Genomic DNA, 18557 nt, shown 5'->3' with positions numbered 1-18557 from the left:
CGAGGCAATACGCCGCCCGGCAACGGCGGATCGCCGCCTGCGATCCGGTCGCCTCTACCGATGTGAATGGATATCCCTCGTGCTCCGCGGAGGCCGACCGTTTCCGGCCGACGCGATCAGGGTTTCAGGCGGCCCAGCAGCGGATCGCCGCGGGCGGCAGGCTCACCCGGAGTGCTGCAGCCGCATCATCGGACGGCAACGCGGCCCACAGCCGCGCCTGTCCGCAGCGCAAACCGAGTTGCCGGCCTTGCGCGCCCGTCTGCCGCAGCTCCACGCTCACCGCGATGGCATCGGCAAGCGTGGTGCCTGCGCCGTGCAGCACGACGGCTTCCGGTGCGATGTGCCAATCCACGTTCGACCCATCGGCAAGCGTCGTGTGCACCGGCAGCGATACGCCCGCCTCCGGCCACAGCAGGTGTTGCGCACCCTCGGCGCCCGCGATCCGTCCACGGAACACGTTGCGCAAACCCAGCAGTCGTGCCACGGCACCACTCGCCGGTTGCGCATGCACTTGCGCGGGTGTGCCGGTCTGCACGATGCGCCGGTCGTGCATCAGCACCAGCCGGTCGGCCACGGCGGCCAGCGCGGGATCGTGGCTGACCGCGAGCGCGGGGATGCCTGCCGCATGCACTTCGGCGATCAGTTCGGCGAGCACGTCGTCGCGGGTGGCGGGGTCGAGCGCCGAGGTGGGTTCGTCCAGCAGCAGCAGTTGCGGGCGCCGTGCCAGCGCGCGCGCCAGCGCCACGCGTTGCTGCTGGCCGCCCGAGAGTTGTGCGGGACGCCGCTCCGCCAGTTCTGCCAGCCCCACCCGCTCCAGCCATTCAATCGCCTCGTCGCGGCGGCGCGCGCCGCGCAGCGCGAACGCCACGTTCTGCCACGCGTTCAAGTGCGGAAACAGCGCATGCCCCTGCGGCAGGTAACCCACCGCTCGCTGTTGCGGCGGCATGCCGTCGAAGGGTTCGCCGTGCGCCGGCAGCAGGCCCGCGATGGCGCGCAGCAGCAGCGTCTTGCCTTCGCCGCTCGCGCCCAGCAGCACGGTGAAGCCTTCCACCTCGAACGAGGCCGAAAGCGCCACCGGATGTTCGATGCGGTAGTCGATCCGCATCAGGCCAGCCGCCTGCGCACGGCCAGGCCCAGCGCCAGCGGCAGGGGCAAGGCGACGAGGAAGAACACCCACAGCAGCGGATACACCGCCTGCAATCCGACATCCTGCAGGTTCACCCACAGTTTCACCGGGATGCCTTGCGGGTAATACGCCACGATCAGCACCACGCCGAACTCGCCGAGCGCGCGCACCCAGGCCAGCGCCACCGCCGCGGCCAGTCCCAGCCGCGCCAGTGGCAGGCTGACATGGAAGAAACTGCGCGCGGGCGAATGACCGAGCGTGAGCGCGATCTGCTCCAGCTCGCGCGGCACGCCCTCGAAGGCGGCGCGGGCGGCGAGCACGTAGTACGGCAAGGCGGCGTAGAACTGCGCCATCACGAAGGCCGGCGCCGAGTTGGTGAGCAGCAACCCTGCCCGTTCCAGCACCTGCCCGGCCGGCCCGTAGGGGCCGTACATCGTGGCCAGCAGCAGGCCCATCGCCAGCGGCGGCGTGAGCAGGGCCAGCAGCAGCAGCGCGTCGATCAGCCACTGCCCGCGCACGCGATGGCGCGCCAGCCACCACGCCAGCGGCGTGCCCAGCAACGCGATCAGCAGCAGGGCGACCAGGCTGAGGCCCAGCGACACCGCCACCGCGCCGGCGTCGCCGTGGGCGAAGCCGAGGTGGCGCCAGTCGGTGGCGACCACCAGGCCGGCGAACGGCGCGGCCAGCAACAGCAAGGCCAGCACCGCGGCGAACGTGGTCAGCCGCGGCCGCAGCGCATCGATCACAGCGCGTCCCCGTGCGGCGGGTCGTAGCCGCGCTCGCGCAGCATCGCCTGGCCCTGCGCGCCGCGCATGAACTCCACGAACGCGCGGCCCAGCGCGGGCTGCTTCGCATCGTTCGGCACCGCGGCGTAGAACACCAGCGGTTGCGCATCGATCTTCTTGCCGTTCGCCAGGGTGAAGCCGGCCTGCGCATACCACGACGACTGCATCGCCGGCTGCGCGAGGTCGATCTCGGCAGGCAGGTCGACCACGGGAAGATGGTGCGAGAACGCCGCGCTGGCGTAGCCGATGGTGGCGTCGATCTGGCCCGCCTCCAGCCGCGACATCAGCGAGGTCTCGGCGAAGATCTGCTGCGGGTTCTGGGAGTCGCCGGCGACCTGCTGCAGCAGGTCGGGCTGGTGGTAGTAGCGCGACGCCAGCTGCAGCGTGAGCAGCGCGTTGGCGCCCTGCGGGTCCACCGCGGGATCGGTGCGGCCGAAGCGCAGGCCGGGTTCGCGCAATACCTCGTACCAGGATTTCCTGCCCTTCGCGGCAGCGGCGAAATCGGCGGCGTAGCGGCTGCGCGGGCTGTAGACCACCACCATGCGCGTGCTGGCCACCGGCTCCGCGTGCTCCACCAGGCCGGCCTGCTGCACCACCTCGATCGGGCCGGGCGTGATCGCCACGAACACGTCGGCCTGCAGTTGCTTGCCGACCAGCAGCCGTGCCAGCGCGTACGAGCCCTGGCCGATGCCCTGGTAGCTGGCGTGCTGCGCGGACGCCACCGCGGGACCGAGGTCGTGGTCCATCACCACGCCCATCGAGCCGGCATAGGCGACGCGCAGCACCGGCGTGTCGGCGGCCAGCGCGGCCAGGCCGAACGCCATGAGCAGCGGCGCCAACCAGCGTGCGAAGCGTGCGGAACGTTTCATGCCCTGTGCTCCTTGTCCATGTGGCGCTGGCGCACGCTGTCGCGCACGTCCACGTCGAAAAGTATCTGCAGCGCGCCGCCACCCGGCGCCGCCAGCTCGAACGACAGGCCGTCGCGGCTGGGCAGGCGCGCGGCGAGTTCGCGCACCGCCGCATCCGCCAAGTTGATGCGCCAGCCATCGCCGCTGCGCTCCCAGCCATGCTGCGCGGCCAGCGCCAGTTGCTGGCGCTCGTCGCGGCCATCGGGCCAGCGGGTGGTGTTTTCCACCGTGCCGCCGGCCAGCAAGGCCGCCAGCTCCGCTTCGTCGATGCGCAGGCGCAACGACTGTTCCTGCAGTTGCACTCTCATCGGTTCACCTCGTTCCAGCTTGCCTCGGTATTGCAGTCGGCCAGTTGCGCGTGTTCGTCGGGGGCAAGCGCGATCTCCGCGAAACCCATCGCCTGTTGCAATGCGCGCAACGAACGCTGGCGCGGCTCAGGCTCCTGCAGCAAGCCGGCGATCCGTGCACGGCTTTCCGCATCGAGGCGAAGGCGCATCGGCAACACGTGATCCGCACAACGCAAGCCGCGCGCCTGCGCCTGTTCCGTGCGCAACCGTCGCAGCAGCGCGGCGCCCAGCAGCGGCATGTCCACCGGAATCACCAGCAGATCGGCATCGCCCGCCTGCGTTTCCGCGATGCCTGCCAGGCCGCCAAGTGGACCGAGACCGGGCTGCGCATCGGCGACGCACTGGTAACCGGGACGATCGCCGCTCACCCGCAACCCATCCACGCCGGACGCGCGCAACACGTCGAGCTGGCGCTCGATCAGCGGTTGGCCGCGCCAGTCCAGCATGGCCTTGTCGCGCCCCATGCGCGTGGAGCGGCCGCCGGCCAGCACCAGGCCTATGCACGGCAGGCGCTCAGTGGCCGTGGGCATGGCCGGCGTGCTCGTGCCGTTCGGCCTCGCGCTGCTCCTCGCACAGCGAACAGCCTTCGCTCCAGGCACTGTCGCCGTCCACGTAATGCTCCTGCTTCCAGATCGGCGCCTCGTGCTTCACCGCCTCGATGGCCAGGCGGCAGGCGCGGAAGGCTTCGTCGCGATGCGGCGTGCCGGCGGCGATCACCACGGCGAGGTCGCCGATGGCCAGCCTGCCCTTCGCATGCGCGATCCACAGCTTCAGCGGCGCGCCCACCTCGGCCTGCGCACGCTCGCCGATGGCGCGGAACACGCGCAGCGCCAGCGGTTCGAACAGGTCGTAGCTGATGCCGGTGACGGCGCGGCCCACGTTGTGGTCGCGCACCCGGCCGATGAAGCTGGCGATGCCGCCGAAGCGCGGATCGCCCACGAAATCCAGCGCCGCAGCCACGTCCAGCGTGGCCACGCGGCGTTCCACCACGGCGACGTGCAATCCGTCCATCTCAGCCTCCGCTCACCGGCGGCAGCACGGCCAGCTCGATGCCTTCGGGCACCGCGCGATGGTTGTGCAGGATTTCCTCCGCGCTGGCAAACGCGCTGCGCCGCACGAGACCCGCGGGAATCGCCGGCGCGTGCACGGCCAGGTACGCCGCCAGCAGTTCGCGCAGCTCGGCGATGCTGCTGCCGGGCGGCACCTCCAGTTCCACGTGGCCGCCGGCGTCGGCCTCGCGCAGCGCACCGTACAGCGCGATCCGGATCTTCATGCCGCGCTCCCTTCGATGGCCGGGCTTTCCAGATGGCCGGGGCCGCAGACGTCCACCAGCGTTCCCGCCGGCAGCGCCTGCGCCTCCACGGGCACCACCACCCAGGCGTTCGCATCGGCCAGCGGACCGATGCGGTAGGACTCCTGCCCCGCCAGCACGCGCGCCACCAGGCGACCCTGCGCATCCAGCGTCACGCGGGCCTTGAGGTGGAAGCGCAGGCGCGGCTTCTTCGCGTAGTCGGCGGCCAGCGGCACGCGCCACGGCGTTTCGGGCGGCAGGCCCAGCATGGCGCGCAGCGCGGGCTCCACGAAGAAACGCAGCCCGGTCGCCACCGCCACCGGATTGCCAGGCAGGCCGAAGAACAGCGTGCCGTCGGGCAGCCGCGCGAACAGCAGCGGCTTGCCGGGACGGATCGCCACCTTGTGGAAGATCGTTTCCGCGCCCAGCCGCTGCAGTGCTTCGGGCACGAAATCGTAGCGGCCCATCGACACCGCGCCGGTGGAGATCACCACGCGCGCCCCGGCTGTGCGGGCGCGTTCGAAGGCGGCCACGAAGGCATCCACCTCGTCGCCCACCGTTTCGATATGCGCCAGCTCGGCACCGGCGCGCGGCAGGCGCGCGGCAAGGAAGGGACCGTTGGAATTGCGGATCTGCCCGGACGCCAGCGGCACGGCCGGATCGTCCACCAGTTCGCGGCCGGTGCACAGCACGGCCACACGCGGGCGTTCGGTCACCGTCACGCCGTCCACGCCCAGCGCGGCCAGCAGCATCAGGTGCTGCGGCGCCAGCACGGTGCCTGCGGCGAATACGGCTTCGCCCGCCGGCACGTCGGAGCCGGCGGTGCGCACGTTCTCTCCGGCGGCCACGTCGGCCAGCAGGCGCACGCGCGCCGGCGCTTCCAGCCGTTCGATCTGCTCGACCGGAATCACGCGATCGAGCCCATCGGGCAGGCGTGCGCCGGTCATGATTTCCCACGCGCCGTGGCGCGCCTGCGCGGTGCCGTCGCCCGCGGCCTGTTCGCCCTCGATGGGCCACTCGCTGCCCTTCGCCAGCGCCTCGGCGCCACCGCCGAGGGCGTAGCCGTCCATCGCCGAGTTGTCGAACGGCGGCAATGCGCCGGGTGCGTGCACCGGCGCGGCGAGCACGCGGCCCATTGCCTCGGCTGCGCGGACCTCATGCGCGGGCAACGGCGTGCATTCGGCGAGGATCAGCTGCAGTGCCTCGGCGGGATCGAGCAAGGCGTGGCTCATGGGTGGCCCTCGCCCGCGACCATGGCCAGCGCATGCGCGAGGATGGGCGCAAGGATGTCCATGCCTTGCGCCACCGCCTTCGCGCTGCCGGGCAACGCGATCACCAGCATGCCGCCCACCAGCACCGCCTCGGCCCGGCTGAGCCATGCCAGCGGCGTGTGCTGGCTGCTTTCGCTGCGGAACATCTCCGCGAGGCCGGGCACGCGGCGATCGGCCACCTGCGCCAGCGCCTCCGGCGTCACGTCGCGCGGGCCCAGCCCGGTGCCGCCGGTGCACAGCACCAGGCGCACGCCGGCCGCGGCCAGCTCGTGCAGGCGCGCGGCCAGCGGCGCGGCTTCGTCGGCGCGCACTTCGGCGGGGCCGAGGTCCGCGCCCAGCGCACGCAGGCGTTCCACCAGCAAGGGGCCGGAGCGATCCTCGTACTCGCCGCGATGGGCACGGTCGCTGAGCGTGACCACGGCGGCGGCCACGCCTTCCAGCCGCGGCGCGGCCTGCGGGCGGTAGTGCGCGCGTTCGGCCTCGGTCATGCCGTCGGGATGGAACCACAAGCCCTTCTTGCCGCCTTCCTTGAACAGCAGCCGCACGCCGCCGATGGCGAGCGCGGGCTGCACCGGCTTGGTGAGGTCGTAGAGCGTGAGCAGGGCCGCGCTGACGCCGGCCAGCGCCTCCATCTCCACGCCGGTGCGCGCATGCGTGGCGACCTCGCAGTACACGCGGATCGCCTGCCGCTCGGCCACCGGCTCGCAGCGCAGCTCCAGGTATTCCAGCGGCAGCGGATGGCACAGCGGCATCAGCTGCGAGGCGTTCTTCGCCCCCTGCAGGCCGGCGATCTCGGCCATCGCGATCGCGTCGCCCTTGGGCAGCCGCTGCGCCACGATGTCGTCGAAGGCGCTGCCGGCATGCAGCTCGCCCACGGCCACCGCGCGGCGCGCGGTGACCCGCTTGCGGCGCACGTCGGCCATGTGGAAGGCGCTGGCGGATGGCTGGGTGCGCGTCTCGCGCTGGGGCATGGATCAACCTCCGGTGGATGCGAGATGGGGCGTGATGCCGGTGCGGCCCTGGTGCAGGAAATGCCCCTGCTCCTTGCGGCCGATCTGGCCGCCGATGGCGCGCACCAGCTCGTCGAGCTGGTCGTCGCGCTGCAGGAAGTGGCGCAGCGGGATGCCGAATTCGCCGAACAGGCACAGCCTGAGATCACCGGTGGCGGTGACGCGCAGGCGGTTGCAGCCGGCGCAGAAATCCCTGGAATACGGCGCGATGATGCCGATGCGGCCGGCGTAGTCCGGGTGGCGGTATTCGCGCGCGGGGCCGGCATCGGCGGCACGCGGCAGCGCCTGCCAGCCCGCTTCCCGCAGTCCGGTTTCCAGCAGCTCGGCGCGCACGTGGTGGTCGCGGAAGAACGCCAGGTTGTCGCCGGTCTGCATCAGCTCGATGAAGCGCAGCCCCACCGCGTGGTCGCGCAGGTAGTCGAGCCAGCGCGGCAGCTCGTGGTCGTTGACGTCGCGCAGCAGCACCGCATTGAGCTTCACCGCGGGCATGCCGGCGGCGAGCGCCATGTCCACGCCGTGCAGGATGTCGTCCAGCCGGTCGTGGCCGGTGATGCGCGCGAACGTGGCGGCGTCGAGGCTGTCGATGCTGACGTTGATGGCGTTGAGCCCGGCGTCCATCCACTCGCCCAGCCGGCGCGTCAGCAGGCTGCCGTTGGTGGTCATCGCCACCTTGGTCACGCCCGGCACCGCGGCGGCGGTGCGCAGCACTTCGGTGAGGTCGCGGCGCACGCTGGGCTCGCCGCCGGTGATGCGCAGCTTGTGCATGCCCAGTTCGGCGAAGCCGCGCAACAGGCGCGCGATCTCGGCCAGCGACAACGGCCCCGCCACGCCGGGCTCGGCCTGGTAACCATTCGGCAGGCAGTAGCTGCAACGGAAATTGCACGCGGGAATGATGGACAGCCGCACGTACGGAAAGCGGCGACCGTAGCGGTCGGCCAGCGGGGTCATGCTGTTTGCTCCTTTCCAATGTTCGGGAGGCGAACGCGTTTCCCCGTTCGCCCGGTGATCCGCGGATCACGGACGCAGCGCCATGCTTCCAATGGAAGCGCAGGCCCTGTGCCTCGGAGTTGCGGTCCCGATTGTGCCCTCGCCGCCAGCGCGTGTCGATGCTCAACATGTCGCATGCGCCTGCCGGGTGGCAGGCGCAGCGTCACCGCACATGCAGCGGCCATTTGTCCCGCAGGCCTTGTCGGCCCCGGGGAGCGGAAGTCACCGCTGCTCGAGTTCGGCGGCCAGCTCGCCGCCGCGGCGCGTGGCGGCGGCGACCGCGCGGGCCACGCTCGCATCGAAGCGATCGGCGGCGAAGCTTGCCAGCGCGGCCTCGGTGGTGCCGTGGGGCGAGGTCACCCGCTGGCGCAGCACCGCCGGGTCTTCGCCGCTTTCGACCAGCATGCGCCCGGCGCCGTAACAGGCCTGGGCGCTCAGCGCGCGGGCCTGGTCGCGCGGCATGCCTTGCGCGCAGGCCGCTTCCACCAGCGCTTCCACCATTGCGAAGAAATACGCCGGGCTGGAGCCGGCAATCGCCGTGACGGTGTCCATCAGGGCTTCGTCGTCCACCCAGCGGGTCAGGCCGACCGCATCCATGATGCGCTGGGCTTGCGTACGCTGCTCCGGCGCAACCCGTGCATTGGCGCACAGGCCGCTCGCCCCTGCGCCGATCAGGGCCGGGGTGTTGGGCATGCAGCGCACGATGGGCAGGGTTTCGCCGAACCAGCGTTCGAGCTGGTCGATGCGCACGCCCGCGGCGATGGAGATCAGCAGCGGCCGCCGCGCGGCCAGGGTTTCCTTCAGCTCGCCGTGGATCAGGGGCATGACCTGCGGCTTGACCACCAGCACCAGCACGCCCGCATCGGCGGCTGCCGCCCGGTTGTCCGCATGGCAGGCGATGCCGAACCCGGCCTCCAGCCTGCGCCGCGTTTCCGCGTCGGGTTCGGCCACGCTGAGGGAAGCGGCGGCGACGCCGTTGCGCAGCAGGCCGCCGATCAGGCTCTGCGCCATGTTGCCGCCACCGATGAAGGCGATCCGGGTCATCTCGTTTCCTCAATGTGCCGGCTGCGCAGCAGGCTCGGCGCGCCCGGCGTTGAACCACTGCTTCGGGAGCTTGCGCGATTCCGGGTAGATCTCGTCCAGCGTCGCCGCGTCGTAGAGGCGGCCGTTCTTCATCACCTCGGAGATCGCCAGCGCATTGCGGATGTCGGCGAGCGGATTGCGGTCGAGCACCACCAGGTCCGCGTACTTGCCGACGCTCAGGCTGCCGATCTCGTCCTGCCGCCCTATCGTCTCGGCGGAACCCATCGTCGCCGCGTACAGCACTTCGTGCGGGGTCATGCCGCCGGCGGCGTGCGCCTGCATTTCCCAATGGATGCCGTAGCCCGGCACCTCGCCGTGCGAGCCGATGCCGACCAGGCCGCCCGCCCGCTGGATCCTGGCCGCACCCTGCGCGATCTCGCCGAACACGTATTCGCCGGGCGCGTACCAGTGACGGCGCGAGAGTTTCTTTTCCGCCAGCAGCGGCGGCGAGAAGTGCCGCAGCTTCGGGTCCATCTGCGGCGCGTCGCGTTCGATGAAGTAGTTCTGCGCGGGCGGACCGTTGTGCGAGATCTGCAGCGTGGTGGTGTAGCTCGTGCGCAGCTTCGCCATCAGCTCGACGACGTCCTTGTACAGCGGGGCCGCCGTCAGCGCATGCTCGTTGCCGGCGTAGCCGTCGATGATCTGGGTGAGGTCGAGCTTCATGTCCAGCGCGCCCTCCGTCGTCGGCTGCAGGCCCAGCCCGTGCGACGCCATCGCCACCCATTCGCGGACGCGTCGGTTGCCGGTGCGGTACTCCTTGAGATTGCTGGTGCGGAAATGGTTGGGATAACGCGAGAGCACGGCGCGCACCTGGTCCAGGCTCGTGAACTCGTTCCAGGAAAAGATCGCGGGCCCGGTCGAGTAGACGCGCGGCCCCAGCGACAGCCCAGCATTCAGCATGTCCTGGTAGGCCAGCATGTCGATCGACAGCGGCGACGGGTCCAGGCCCGCGGTTTGCCCGTAGGCCAGGTCGGTGAGGAAGCTCCAGTTCTGCATGTCCAGCACGCCGCGGCGCACTTCCGCCCAGTGGTCGTGCGTGTCGATGAAGCCCGGCACCACGTACTTGCCCGTGAGGTCGCGCACGACCGCGCCCCTGGGCACGCTCACGTCGCCGCGCTTGCCGATGGCGGCGATGCGGTTGTCGACCACGAGGATGTCGGCGTCCTTCAGCACCTCATTGCCGCGCATGGTGACCGCTGTGGCGCCGCGCAGCAGGATCGTGGCATGCGGAACGTCGCGCGGAACCTCGACCGCGGCCTGGAATGCTTCCACGCCATTCTTTCCGGGCTGCGGGCTCGCACCCTGCCCTGCTTCGCCGGCGCGATCCAGCGCGATGTCCGCCAGCGGCTGGCGGTACAGGGTGGAGCCGACCGCCCAGAACACGCTCTTGCCGCCCTCGGCCCATCCCAGGAAATCGGCGCCCACGTCGGTCACTTTGCGATGCGCCACCGGCGGTGCGTCGAGGTCGATCGTCTGCCCTTCTTTTTCCGGCATGCGCAGCAGGTACAGCTGCTCCACCGACTGCGCCAGCAGGTAACGGCCATCCGGGCTGAGCCGCAGGTCGTCCACCGGTACCCTGCCCTCCTGGAAGTAGAAACCCGGGCCGGTGACGGCGACCAGCTTGCGCCGGCCCGAGCCATCGAGCCTGACCGCATCCAGGCCGTCGCCGAAGACCACGTTCACCACCGAGGTATCGGCCGCGAAATGCGGCACGCCGCCCATGCTGCCGCGCGCGAGCACCTTCGCCTCGCCGCCGTGCGCCGGCAGCAGGATGAGGTCCGCCTCGCGCAGCGGGCCGTATTCCATGTAGGTGCGCATGCGCTCGGTGTTGCTGGAGCGCTGCGCGACCAGGCTGCGGCCATCCGGCGTGAATACCGGATTGGTGTAGTAGGCGCCGGCGGTCGCGACGCTGCGCGGCGTGCCGCCGGCCGCATCGATGCGCCAGATCTGGCCGCCGTCCGCGGCCCGCCAGGTGACGTAGGCGATCGTCTTGCCGTCCGGCGACCACGACGGCTGGAACGCCGCCTGGCCGGCCGGGCTCAGCACGCGCGGGCGCGCGTCCGGCGCGAGGTCCATCGTGTAGACGCGGCCCAGCGCGGAGAACGCAACGTGCCTGCCGTCGGGCGAGAGCGCCGGCGCCTGGATCAGCCGCGCCCTGACCGGACCGGTCCCGTCCTTGATGGACTGGCGCAGCGACGGGCCGGCATCGAGATCGACGTGCGCATGGAACGGGACGATCACCGCCTTGCCGCTGGCCATGTCGATCCGGTGGATCTTGCCTTCGTAGGCGGCGATCAGCGAACGCCCGTCCGGAGTGAAGGCGTAGCCGGGAAGAAGATCGCGCGTCGGCAGGCCTTCCTGGTCGTCGCGCTGCACCATGCGGACGAGTTCGCGATCCGCGCCACTGGCAAGATCGCGCACGCGCAGCTCGGCCTGGCCGCCGGCACGTATCGCATAGACCAGGCTCTTGCCGTCCGGGGACAGCGCCGGGCGCATCGCGCTGCCCTGGTCGGTGACGATGGTGTCGCTGCTCCCGGTGACCAGGTTGCGCCGCTCGATGCTCCACATCGGCAGCGTCATGTCCTCGTCGAACGTGCCGTAGCGGCCGGCCAGGTACAGCGTGCGGCCGTCGCGGGCCGCCACGACACCCAGGGCGCTGTAGCGCTCGTCCTTCGGCTGCGCGTCGTAGCTCTTGGCGCGCGTGATGCGCTCGCCCTTGCCGTCGCCGTCGATCGCGTAGCGCCAGACCTCGAAGGCGGTCAGGTCGGGGTGGTAGACCGAGACGTAGATCGATCGTCCGTCCGTGGACCAGGTGGGCGAGGTGAACTCGGCGTTGTCGTCGAGGCGGGAAACCTGCCGCGGATGGGTCCCGTCCTTGTCGGCGATCCAGACGTTCTCGTTGCCCGAGCGGTCGCTGGTGAAGACGATGTGCCGGCCGTCCGGCGAATACCGCGGCTGCGAATCGAAGGGAAGGCCGCGCGTGATCGCGGTCGCCTCGCCGCCGCCGATCGGCAGCGTGTACAAGTCGCCGAGCAGGTCGAACACGATGCTGCGGCCGTCCGGGGATACATCGAGCGAGATCCAGGTGCCCTCGTCGGTATCGAAGCTGATGTGCCGTGCCGGCGTCATCGGCAGCGTGTCGTCGGACGCCGAGGCCAGCCCGGCAACCAGGCAGAGGACGACGAGCAGCAGCAATCGGGTCAGGCGCATGGCATCGCAATCCGGTAGTGAACGTCGGGAACTACATCACACGGAGATCAGGGCCGGTAGGCCGGCGGCAACGGATCGTGCGCGTGCGAAGGCGCGTAGCGGTCGCGCAGCAGGGTCTGGCGCGTGGTCCGTGAAGCCTGCACGCCGCGGACGAACACCGTCTTGGGCGCACTGGTCGGCTCCAGCGGGTCGCCGTCCCACACCACGAGGTCGGCATCCTGGCCCTTCGCCATGCTGCCGTAGTGGTCGGCGATGCCGAACATGCGCGCGGGATTGACCGTCAGCGCCATCAGCGCATCCGCATAGGGAAGGCCATTGGCGACGGCGAGGCCGGCGCCCTCGCGCACGGCGGAACCGGCGTTGTGGCTGAGCTGGATGGTGTTGCCGGACACGGTGAACGCGATCGTCACGCCGGCCTTCGCCAGCAGCGCGGCGCTGTCGGCGCGCGCGCCGAGGTCGTCGAAGGTCCAGGGGATGTCCGCCTCGGGATCGAGCACCACGGCGACCTTGTTCGCCGCCAGCAGGTCGGCGCAACGCCAGGCCTCGCTGCCGCCGATCACGATCAGGCGCAGGCGGTAGTCCGCGGCAAGCGCCACCGCCTGGCGGATGTCCGACTCGCGCGTGGCGCGGACGGCGAGCGGCATGTGCGCATCGAGCATGGCGCGCAGCGCGGCGATGTTCATCACGTTCTGCAACTGGTCGCGCGGCGCCGGCACCGGGCGCGAGGGGTTGAAGGTTTTCGCTTCGGCAAAGGCATTGCGCAGCAGCTGCCACTGCGCGCTGCGCGAGCCGCCCTGCTGTCCGATGCCTATGCCCCCTATCCCGGCATACATGGCCGCCCTGGGGCGATCCAGGATGTCGCCGCCGGGCTGGATGCGCAGCACCGCGCCCATGCCGAGGAACACCGGATCGGCGGTGGCGGTGGGACGGGTCACCGCACGCGTCAACCCGTCGTCCAGCGCGATCGGCAGCAACATGGAGTTCGCATTGAGCCCGTATTGCACGTCGAACGCCGCGCCGAGCGGGCCGCCGTTCAATCCGGAATCGCGGGTTTCCGGTACCGAGGAAACCTCGACCAGCCCGAGTTGCGTGTCCGCGTTCATCAGGCCCGGCGTGACCGTGCGGCCCGCCGCGTCGATCACGCGCGCATCCGGCGGCGGTGCTGCTCCGCGCGCCACCGACTCGTAGCGGCCATCGCGTATCACGATGGTGGCGTCGTCGATGCGGCCGCCGTCGGCGCCCGTCATCGTCCACGCCTGGGCATGGACGATGGCCACGACATCGGCTGCCGTGGCATCGCCCAGCACCAGGCCCAACCCGGCCGCGAGCAGGCATCCGAACAACCGGCGCTTGTCAGTGGCCATTGCCAGACACCCCGGGCCTGTCCGTCATGCTGGGCTGGCCAAGCTCGAAATCCGAGCGTGGCTGGTGCGCCGGATTGCTGCGGTCGTAGACCATGGCGCCGTCGATGAAGACCTGGTCGGCCCTGGTGTAGACGCTGAAGGGATCGCCGGACCACAGCACCACGTCGGCATTCTTTCCCGGCTCCAGCGAGCCGATCCGCGCTTCCAGCCCCAGCACCCTGGCCGGATTCAGCGTCACCCACTGGATCGCATGTTCGGGACTGATGCTCAAGCCCGCGCGCCGCCCCGCGGCTGCGGCCTTGCCCGCCTCCAGCGCCAGGTGCTGGCCCAGCCATGGCGAATCGGAGTGCATCGCGACGCAGGCGCCCGCCGCGTCGACGAACGCCGCGTTCTCGCGGATGCCGTCCAGCGCTTCCATCTTGTAGCCCCACCAGTCCGACCAGACCACGGCGCAGGTGTGGTTGGCGACGAACAGTTGCGGGATCTTGTAGGCCTCGACGGCGTGGTGGAAGGCCGCGATGCGGAAGCCCTCCTCCCGGGCGAAGTCGAACAGCGTCGCCATGTCGTCGGCGCGATAACAGTGCCAGTGCACGCGTATGCTGCCGTCGAGCACGCCGGCGAGCGTGTCTTCCTTCAACTCGTCGTCGGGCATTTTCTTCCGCTCGCCGGAAAGATAGTCCAGCCACTTGCCACGGTATTCCTGCGCCTCCAGGAACTCCTCGCGGACGCCGGCGACGTTGCCCATGCGGCTGGAGGGAAACTTGCCCTTTTCGCCGAAGGCGTATTTCGGGTTTTCGCCGCAGGCCATCTTCACGCCATAAGGGGCGCCGGGAAACTTCATCGCCTGCACGGTGGTGGCCGGTACGTTCTTCAGCACCACGCTGCGACCACCGATCAGGTTGTTCGAGCCCGGCAGGATCTGCAGCGTGGTGACGCCGCCGGCGAGCGCCCGGGCGAACGACGGGTCCTGCACGGTGATCGAATGCTCGACCCAGACGTTGGGCGTCATCGGCTCGCTGGTCTCGCTGACATCGGACGCCTGCAGGTCCAGGCTGGTGAACGGGGCGGCGAACGCGCCGTCGTGCGAGTGCACGTCGATGATGCCCGGCGTGACCCAGCGGCCTTTCGCGTCGATCGTCGTCGTGCCGGCCGGCACCGCGATCGGCGCCGTGGACACGGCCACGACCTTGCCATCGCGCATCAGCAGGTTCGCATGGTCGAAGCGGTGGCCCGCGCCGTCGAGCACGGTGGCGCCGACGATCAGGGTGTCCTGCCGCGGCAACGGGGCGTAGGTGCTCGGCCAGGGATCGCGCAGCCACGGCAACGTCATCCGCGCGCGATCCTGCTGCGCGGATGGCGCGGCCCCGGCGCGCGGAGCCGCGTCCGCCGCCGAGACCGTTGCGAAGCATGCCAGGACGAGCGCGACAAGCTTCATGCGCTGCACTCAGAACCTTCGCGTCAGCGTGAGGTTGACGGCCCGGCGCAGGCCGTAGAAGCACTGCGCATCGCTGGAGCAGCGCGACAGGTACTCGCGGTCGAACAGGTTGGCGACGTTGAGCTGCAGCAGCCACTTGTACGTCGTGTAGTGCACGGTGGCATCCCAGAGCACGACCGAGGGCGTGCGATAGGCGTTCGCCGGATCGCCGTAGCTCTGGCCGACGTAGCGCATGCCGAGGCTGGCGCCGAGGCGGCCGCTGGCCTCGGTGTAGTCGACCAGGCCCGACAGCATCTGCTTCGGCACCTGCACCAGCGCCTTGCCGAGGTCGGGACCGTTGCTCCTGGTCACCTTCGAATCGGTGTAGGTATAGGCGCCGTTGAAGCTCCAGCGCTCGTTGAAACGCGCGACGAACTCCAGCTCGGCGCCCTTCACCTCGACCGCACCGGTCTGCACGTTGAAGAAGACGTGCGACGGGTCCGGGTCGGGCGTCAGCACGTTCTTCTGCTTCAGGTCGTACAGCGCCGCGGTGAACAGCATGTTCTGCCCGTTCGGCAGGAAGTTCGGCTGGAACTTGATGCCGGCCTCCACCTGGCTGCCCTGGGTCGGCTTGAACGCCTTGCCGCCGAAGTCGGCGCCGGCCACCGGCTGGAACGAAGTCGCATAGGACACGTAGGGCGCGACGCCGTTCTCGAACAGGTAGTTCACGCCCACGCGGTAGGTGAACTTGTTGTCGGTGGTGCTGGTGCCGAAGTTGTCCGACACGACATGGTCGTAGCGGCCGCCCACGGTCAGCACCCAGCGGTCGAGCTTGAACTGGTCCTCGCCGTAGAGGCCGGTCTGCTTCTGCACTTCCTTGGTGTACGGGCTCAGCGACGGCGTGGCGATCGCCGCGCCGTAGACGGGGTTGAACAGGTCGAGCGACGGCGCCAGCGCGAAGCCGAACGCCGCGTTGTTGGTGTAGCGGCGATAGTCGACGCCGAGGAGGATCTTCTGCCCCACCGGGCCGGTTTCGGCCTTGCCCTCGACGCGCGAGTCGACGTTGAACGAGGTCACGTCCTCGTTGAACGGGAAGTTGTAGCGATTGACCGTGCGGTAGTCGGTCGGCGTGCCGTCGGGGTTGAGCGCCAGGCCGGCGCCGTAGACCTGCTTGATCTTGACGTCGTTGGAGAAGTACTTGAGGTTCTGCTCGAAGCGCCAGTCCTCGTTGAACTTGTGGCTGAAGTCGTAGCCGACGCCGTACTGGTCGCGGGCGAAGTGGTTGTAGTCCGGCTCGCCGAGGTTGCGGCCGGTCGGCACGGTGCCGAGCGGATTGAACTTCGCCACGCCGTAGATCGGCAGGAAGCCGCCGCCGTCGCCGTAGACGTCGTCGTGCTGGAAGTAGCTCAGCAGGGTCAGGTTCGTATCGGGCGAGATCACCCAGGTGAGCGCTGGCGCGACGTACTGGCGGTCGGTGTCGACGCCGTACATCTGCGTGCCCTTGTCGAACCACACGGCGGTGATGCGGCCGAGGAAGTGGCCGTCCTTGTCGAGCGGCCCGGTGAAGTCGGCGTTGGCCTGGGTGTTGCCGTAGCTGCCGTACTGGACGCCGACCTCGCCGCTGAACTGCGCCTCGGGGCGGCGGCTGGTGAGGTTGATGATGCCGCCCGGGGGCGCGAGTCCGTACATCGTCGACGACGGGCCCTTGAGCACCTCGACGCTCTGGAAGCCGTAGAGATCGAGGCCGACGCTGCTGACCGATCCGATCGGCGCCTGCAGGCCGTCGATGTATTCCGGCGGCGTGAAGCCGCGCATCGTCAGCCAGTCGTAGCGCGGGTCGGGGCCGTAGTTCTCGCCGATCACGCCCGAGGTGTAGCGCACGACCTGGCTGAGGTTCTGCCAGTCCAGCAGGTCGATCTGGTCGCGCGGGATCACCGTCACCGACTGCGGCGTCTCGATCAGCGGCACGGACAGCTTGACCGCGTCGTTGGTCTGCCTGGGCACGTAGTTCGGCGCGCTGACGACGATCCTTTCCAGTTGCGTGGGCGCCTTCTTCCGGGCGGCATCAGCCTGGGCGCCGTTGCCGTTTGCATTGGCGTCCTGCACGTCGGCAGGGGCCGAATACGCGGCGACCGCGGAAGTGCCGAGCGCCAGCGACACCGCGACGTGCAGCAGGCGACGCCGCCAGGAGCGATGCGCGCCAGTCGATTCACGAACGTTCATAGGTATTCCCCTCGGCTGATTCGACAAGTCCGGCGGCTCCCCCGAGCCCACCCCGACTTCTGATGACATGTGTCGCGATCACTGTCGCCCTCTTGCTCTCGCCCTGCATACTCGGCGGGGTCTTTAGTCGTCGCGCTCGGGCCATCACGCCCGCAGCGGAAACGTCCCGACCAGATGGCGCAGCGATCGCCTCGTGCATTCCTCCATCCAGGCCCGTGCGGGGCCGGAGCCGCTCTTCCCGCTTACCGCTGGAACAACTCGCGCAACCACGTCGCGCCATCCGCGATGGCCCGATCGGCGACGTCCGCAATGGACACCGCCTCCAGGAAACTGTGGGGCGCGCCGGGATACTCGGTGAAACGGACATCGACGCCCGCGCGCTCCAGCTTTGCGCCCAGGGCCCGGCTCTGCTCCGCGAGGACGTCGCATTGCGCCCCGATCACGAAGGCGGCCGGCAGGCCCGCCAGTTCGGCACGCAGCGGCGACACCAGCGGGTTGAGCCCCTCGGTGGGCCTGACCAGATAGTTGTGCCAGAACGTCGCCATCTCTGCGGCCGTGAGCAAATTGCCCTCGGCGCCGAAACCGCGCCCCTGCTCGGGCGAGATCTCGTCGATGTAGCAGCCGTAGATCAGCAGCATGCCCTGCAGCGCGGGCTGCAGGCCGGCGTCCCGCAGCAGCAGGCTCGCCGCGACGGACAGGTTCGCGCCGGCCGAGTCGCCGCCGATCGCCAGGCGTGCGGGATCGATGCCCAGCGCGGTTCCCTGCGCATGCAGGGCGCCGATCGCGTCCACGATCTCTTCCAGTGCGCGCGGGAATTTCGCCTCGGGCGACAGGCTGTAGTCGATGCCGACGACGCTCACCCCCGAGCGCGCGGCGAACTCGCGCATGATGCGGTCGTGCGTGTCCAGGCTGAAGATCGTCCAGCCGCCGCCGTGCAGGTAAACCAGCGCCGGCTGCGCGGACTCGCCGCCCGCAGGGCGATGCAGCCGCGCCCGCACCGGGCCGTGGCGGGTGGGCAGGCTCAGCTCGCGCGTCTCCGCCATCGCCGGGCCGCCCTGGCGCCACGGCGTGCGTACCAGTTCGGCGATGCGGCGCTGCTCCGCGACGGGCAGCGATTCCGCCTCGGGGTATTGCGCCCAGGCCTCCGCCAGCGCGGCGACGAAACGGCGTATCTGGGGGTCGAGTGGATCGTGGGCGCGCGTTTCCGCGTCGATACCGGCAGGTCCAGGGCTTTGCAACGGTGCCTCCAGGCGATGTAGTCGGCAGGGATGTGGCTGGCGGCCCGGCGCGTGGATCGCGCGCGACGCCTGAGTGATTCCTATCTTTGGCCAACGCCCCGGGACGCACCGTCGAAGATGGATCGCTTATCGTCTCGACTGGGCCAACTTGGTCCCCGCACGGCCCGAGGCGAGGCACGGGCCACGATGTCTGGTGTCGCGCCGGCCCTCGCCGGCGAGCTTCCCAAGACCCCGGATTGAGGGTAGCGTGTGGCCCGCAACAAGACTGTCATGGTCGCACTGGCTCTTCCGGGCCGCTCG

General features: G+C 70.1%; 16 protein-coding genes and 1 riboswitch. All 16 genes read right to left on the bottom strand.

All coding sequences use genetic code 11. From position 1 onward, the window contains the following. Positions 1-124 precede the first annotated feature (124 nt). The gene (locus PCA_RS07420; RefSeq protein ID WP_181301954.1) at positions 125-1105 is read right to left on the bottom strand and encodes an ABC transporter ATP-binding protein; all 981 of its coding nucleotides are present in this window, start codon (positions 1103-1105) and stop codon (positions 125-127) included. Then, a complete protein-coding gene (locus PCA_RS07415; protein ID WP_181301953.1) occupies positions 1105-1872 on the bottom strand; it encodes an ABC transporter permease subunit in 768 nt (255 codons plus the stop codon). The genes PCA_RS07420 and PCA_RS07415 overlap by 1 nt, the downstream gene beginning before the upstream one ends. After that, complete coding sequence (locus tag PCA_RS07410; protein WP_181301952.1) at positions 1869-2780, bottom strand: extracellular solute-binding protein; 912 nt, start codon at positions 2778-2780, stop codon at positions 1869-1871. Before PCA_RS07410 ends, PCA_RS07415 begins: the two co-directional genes overlap by 4 nt. Next, on the bottom strand, positions 2777-3127 hold the full coding sequence (locus PCA_RS07405; protein WP_181301951.1) for a hypothetical protein: 351 nt from the start codon (positions 3125-3127) through the stop codon (positions 2777-2779). Before PCA_RS07405 ends, PCA_RS07410 begins: the two co-directional genes overlap by 4 nt. Beyond that, positions 3124-3696: an NTP transferase domain-containing protein gene (locus PCA_RS07400; RefSeq protein ID WP_181301950.1), complete on the bottom strand. Its 573-nt coding sequence runs from the start codon at positions 3694-3696 to the stop codon at positions 3124-3126. The genes PCA_RS07405 and PCA_RS07400 overlap by 4 nt, the downstream gene beginning before the upstream one ends. Further along, positions 3680-4177 carry a molybdenum cofactor biosynthesis protein MoaE gene (locus tag PCA_RS07395; RefSeq protein ID WP_181301949.1) on the bottom strand — a complete coding sequence of 166 codons (498 nt, stop codon included), beginning with the start codon at positions 4175-4177 and terminating at the stop codon, positions 3680-3682. The genes PCA_RS07400 and PCA_RS07395 overlap by 17 nt, the downstream gene beginning before the upstream one ends. A gap of 1 nt (position 4178) precedes the next feature. Further along, positions 4179-4439, bottom strand: a complete 261-nt coding sequence (locus PCA_RS07390) for a MoaD/ThiS family protein (protein ID WP_181301948.1) — start codon at positions 4437-4439, stop codon at positions 4179-4181. Then, a complete protein-coding gene (glp, locus tag PCA_RS07385) occupies positions 4436-5677 on the bottom strand; it encodes a gephyrin-like molybdotransferase Glp (protein ID WP_181302044.1) in 1242 nt (413 codons plus the stop codon). Before glp ends, PCA_RS07390 begins: the two co-directional genes overlap by 4 nt. Positions 5678-5685: 8 nt before the next feature. Beyond that, the gene (moaCB, locus tag PCA_RS07380; RefSeq protein WP_255436721.1) at positions 5686-6699 is read right to left on the bottom strand and encodes a bifunctional molybdenum cofactor biosynthesis protein MoaC/MoaB; all 1014 of its coding nucleotides are present in this window, start codon (positions 6697-6699) and stop codon (positions 5686-5688) included. A 3-nt stretch (positions 6700-6702) separates the two neighbouring features. After that, positions 6703-7686, bottom strand: coding sequence for a GTP 3',8-cyclase MoaA (gene moaA, locus PCA_RS07375; protein ID WP_181301947.1), 984 nt, complete (start codon positions 7684-7686; stop codon positions 6703-6705). Then, positions 7679-7817: riboswitch (molybdenum cofactor riboswitch) on the bottom strand. (Overlaps the previous gene by 8 nt.) A gap of 130 nt (positions 7818-7947) precedes the next feature. Further along, entirely contained in the window at positions 7948-8769 is an 822-nt protein-coding gene (gene proC, locus PCA_RS07370; protein WP_181301946.1) for a pyrroline-5-carboxylate reductase, read from the bottom strand. Positions 8770-8778: 9 nt separating this feature from the next. Then, the gene (locus tag PCA_RS07365) at positions 8779-12018 is read right to left on the bottom strand and encodes an amidohydrolase family protein (protein ID WP_181301945.1); all 3240 of its coding nucleotides are present in this window, start codon (positions 12016-12018) and stop codon (positions 8779-8781) included. Positions 12019-12065: 47 nt separating this feature from the next. Next, entirely contained in the window at positions 12066-13382 is a 1317-nt protein-coding gene (locus PCA_RS07360; protein WP_181301944.1) for an amidohydrolase family protein, read from the bottom strand. Beyond that, positions 13372-14712, bottom strand: a complete 1341-nt coding sequence (locus PCA_RS07355) for an amidohydrolase (protein WP_181301943.1) — start codon at positions 14710-14712, stop codon at positions 13372-13374. The genes PCA_RS07360 and PCA_RS07355 overlap by 11 nt, the downstream gene beginning before the upstream one ends. Positions 14713-14826: 114 nt before the next feature. After that, on the bottom strand, positions 14827-17019 hold the full coding sequence (locus tag PCA_RS07350; RefSeq protein WP_181301942.1) for a TonB-dependent siderophore receptor: 2193 nt from the start codon (positions 17017-17019) through the stop codon (positions 14827-14829). Positions 17020-17261: 242 nt separating this feature from the next. Then, positions 17262-18257 carry an alpha/beta hydrolase fold domain-containing protein gene (locus PCA_RS07345; RefSeq protein ID WP_181301941.1) on the bottom strand — a complete coding sequence of 332 codons (996 nt, stop codon included), beginning with the start codon at positions 18255-18257 and terminating at the stop codon, positions 17262-17264. Positions 18258-18557: the final 300 nt, after the last annotated feature.

This window comes from Rhodanobacter sp. PCA2, assembly GCF_013620825.1.
GTDB lineage: Bacteria > Pseudomonadota > Gammaproteobacteria > Xanthomonadales > Rhodanobacteraceae > Rhodanobacter_A.
This window is presented reverse-complemented; position numbering and strand designations above follow the sequence as displayed.

Bases quoted from the DNA above. Each gene is read 5' to 3' on its own strand.
- PCA_RS07420 (WP_181301954.1), bottom strand. From the start codon at position 1,105: ATGCGGATCGACTACCGCATCGAACATCCGGTGGCGCTTTCGGCCTCG.
- PCA_RS07410 (WP_181301952.1), bottom strand. From the start codon at position 2,780: ATGAAACGTTCCGCACGCTTCGCACGCTGGTTGGCGCCGCTGCTCATG.
- PCA_RS07405 (WP_181301951.1), bottom strand. From the start codon at position 3,127: ATGAGAGTGCAACTGCAGGAACAGTCGTTGCGCCTGCGCATCGACGAA.
- PCA_RS07400 (WP_181301950.1), bottom strand. From the start codon at position 3,696: ATGCCCACGGCCACTGAGCGCCTGCCGTGCATAGGCCTGGTGCTGGCC.
- PCA_RS07395 (WP_181301949.1), bottom strand. From the start codon at position 4,177: ATGGACGGATTGCACGTCGCCGTGGTGGAACGCCGCGTGGCCACGCTG.
- PCA_RS07390 (WP_181301948.1), bottom strand. From the start codon at position 4,439: ATGAAGATCCGGATCGCGCTGTACGGTGCGCTGCGCGAGGCCGACGCC.
- moaCB (WP_255436721.1), bottom strand. From the start codon at position 6,699: ATGCCCCAGCGCGAGACGCGCACCCAGCCATCCGCCAGCGCCTTCCAC.
- moaA (WP_181301947.1), bottom strand. From the start codon at position 7,686: ATGACCCCGCTGGCCGACCGCTACGGTCGCCGCTTTCCGTACGTGCGG.
- proC (WP_181301946.1), bottom strand. From the start codon at position 8,769: ATGACCCGGATCGCCTTCATCGGTGGCGGCAACATGGCGCAGAGCCTG.
- PCA_RS07365 (WP_181301945.1), bottom strand. From the start codon at position 12,018: ATGCGCCTGACCCGATTGCTGCTGCTCGTCGTCCTCTGCCTGGTTGCC.
- PCA_RS07360 (WP_181301944.1), bottom strand. From the start codon at position 13,382: ATGGCCACTGACAAGCGCCGGTTGTTCGGATGCCTGCTCGCGGCCGGG.
- PCA_RS07355 (WP_181301943.1), bottom strand. From the start codon at position 14,712: ATGACGTTGCCGTGGCTGCGCGATCCCTGGCCGAGCACCTACGCCCCG.
- PCA_RS07350 (WP_181301942.1), bottom strand. From the start codon at position 17,019: ATGAACGTTCGTGAATCGACTGGCGCGCATCGCTCCTGGCGGCGTCGC.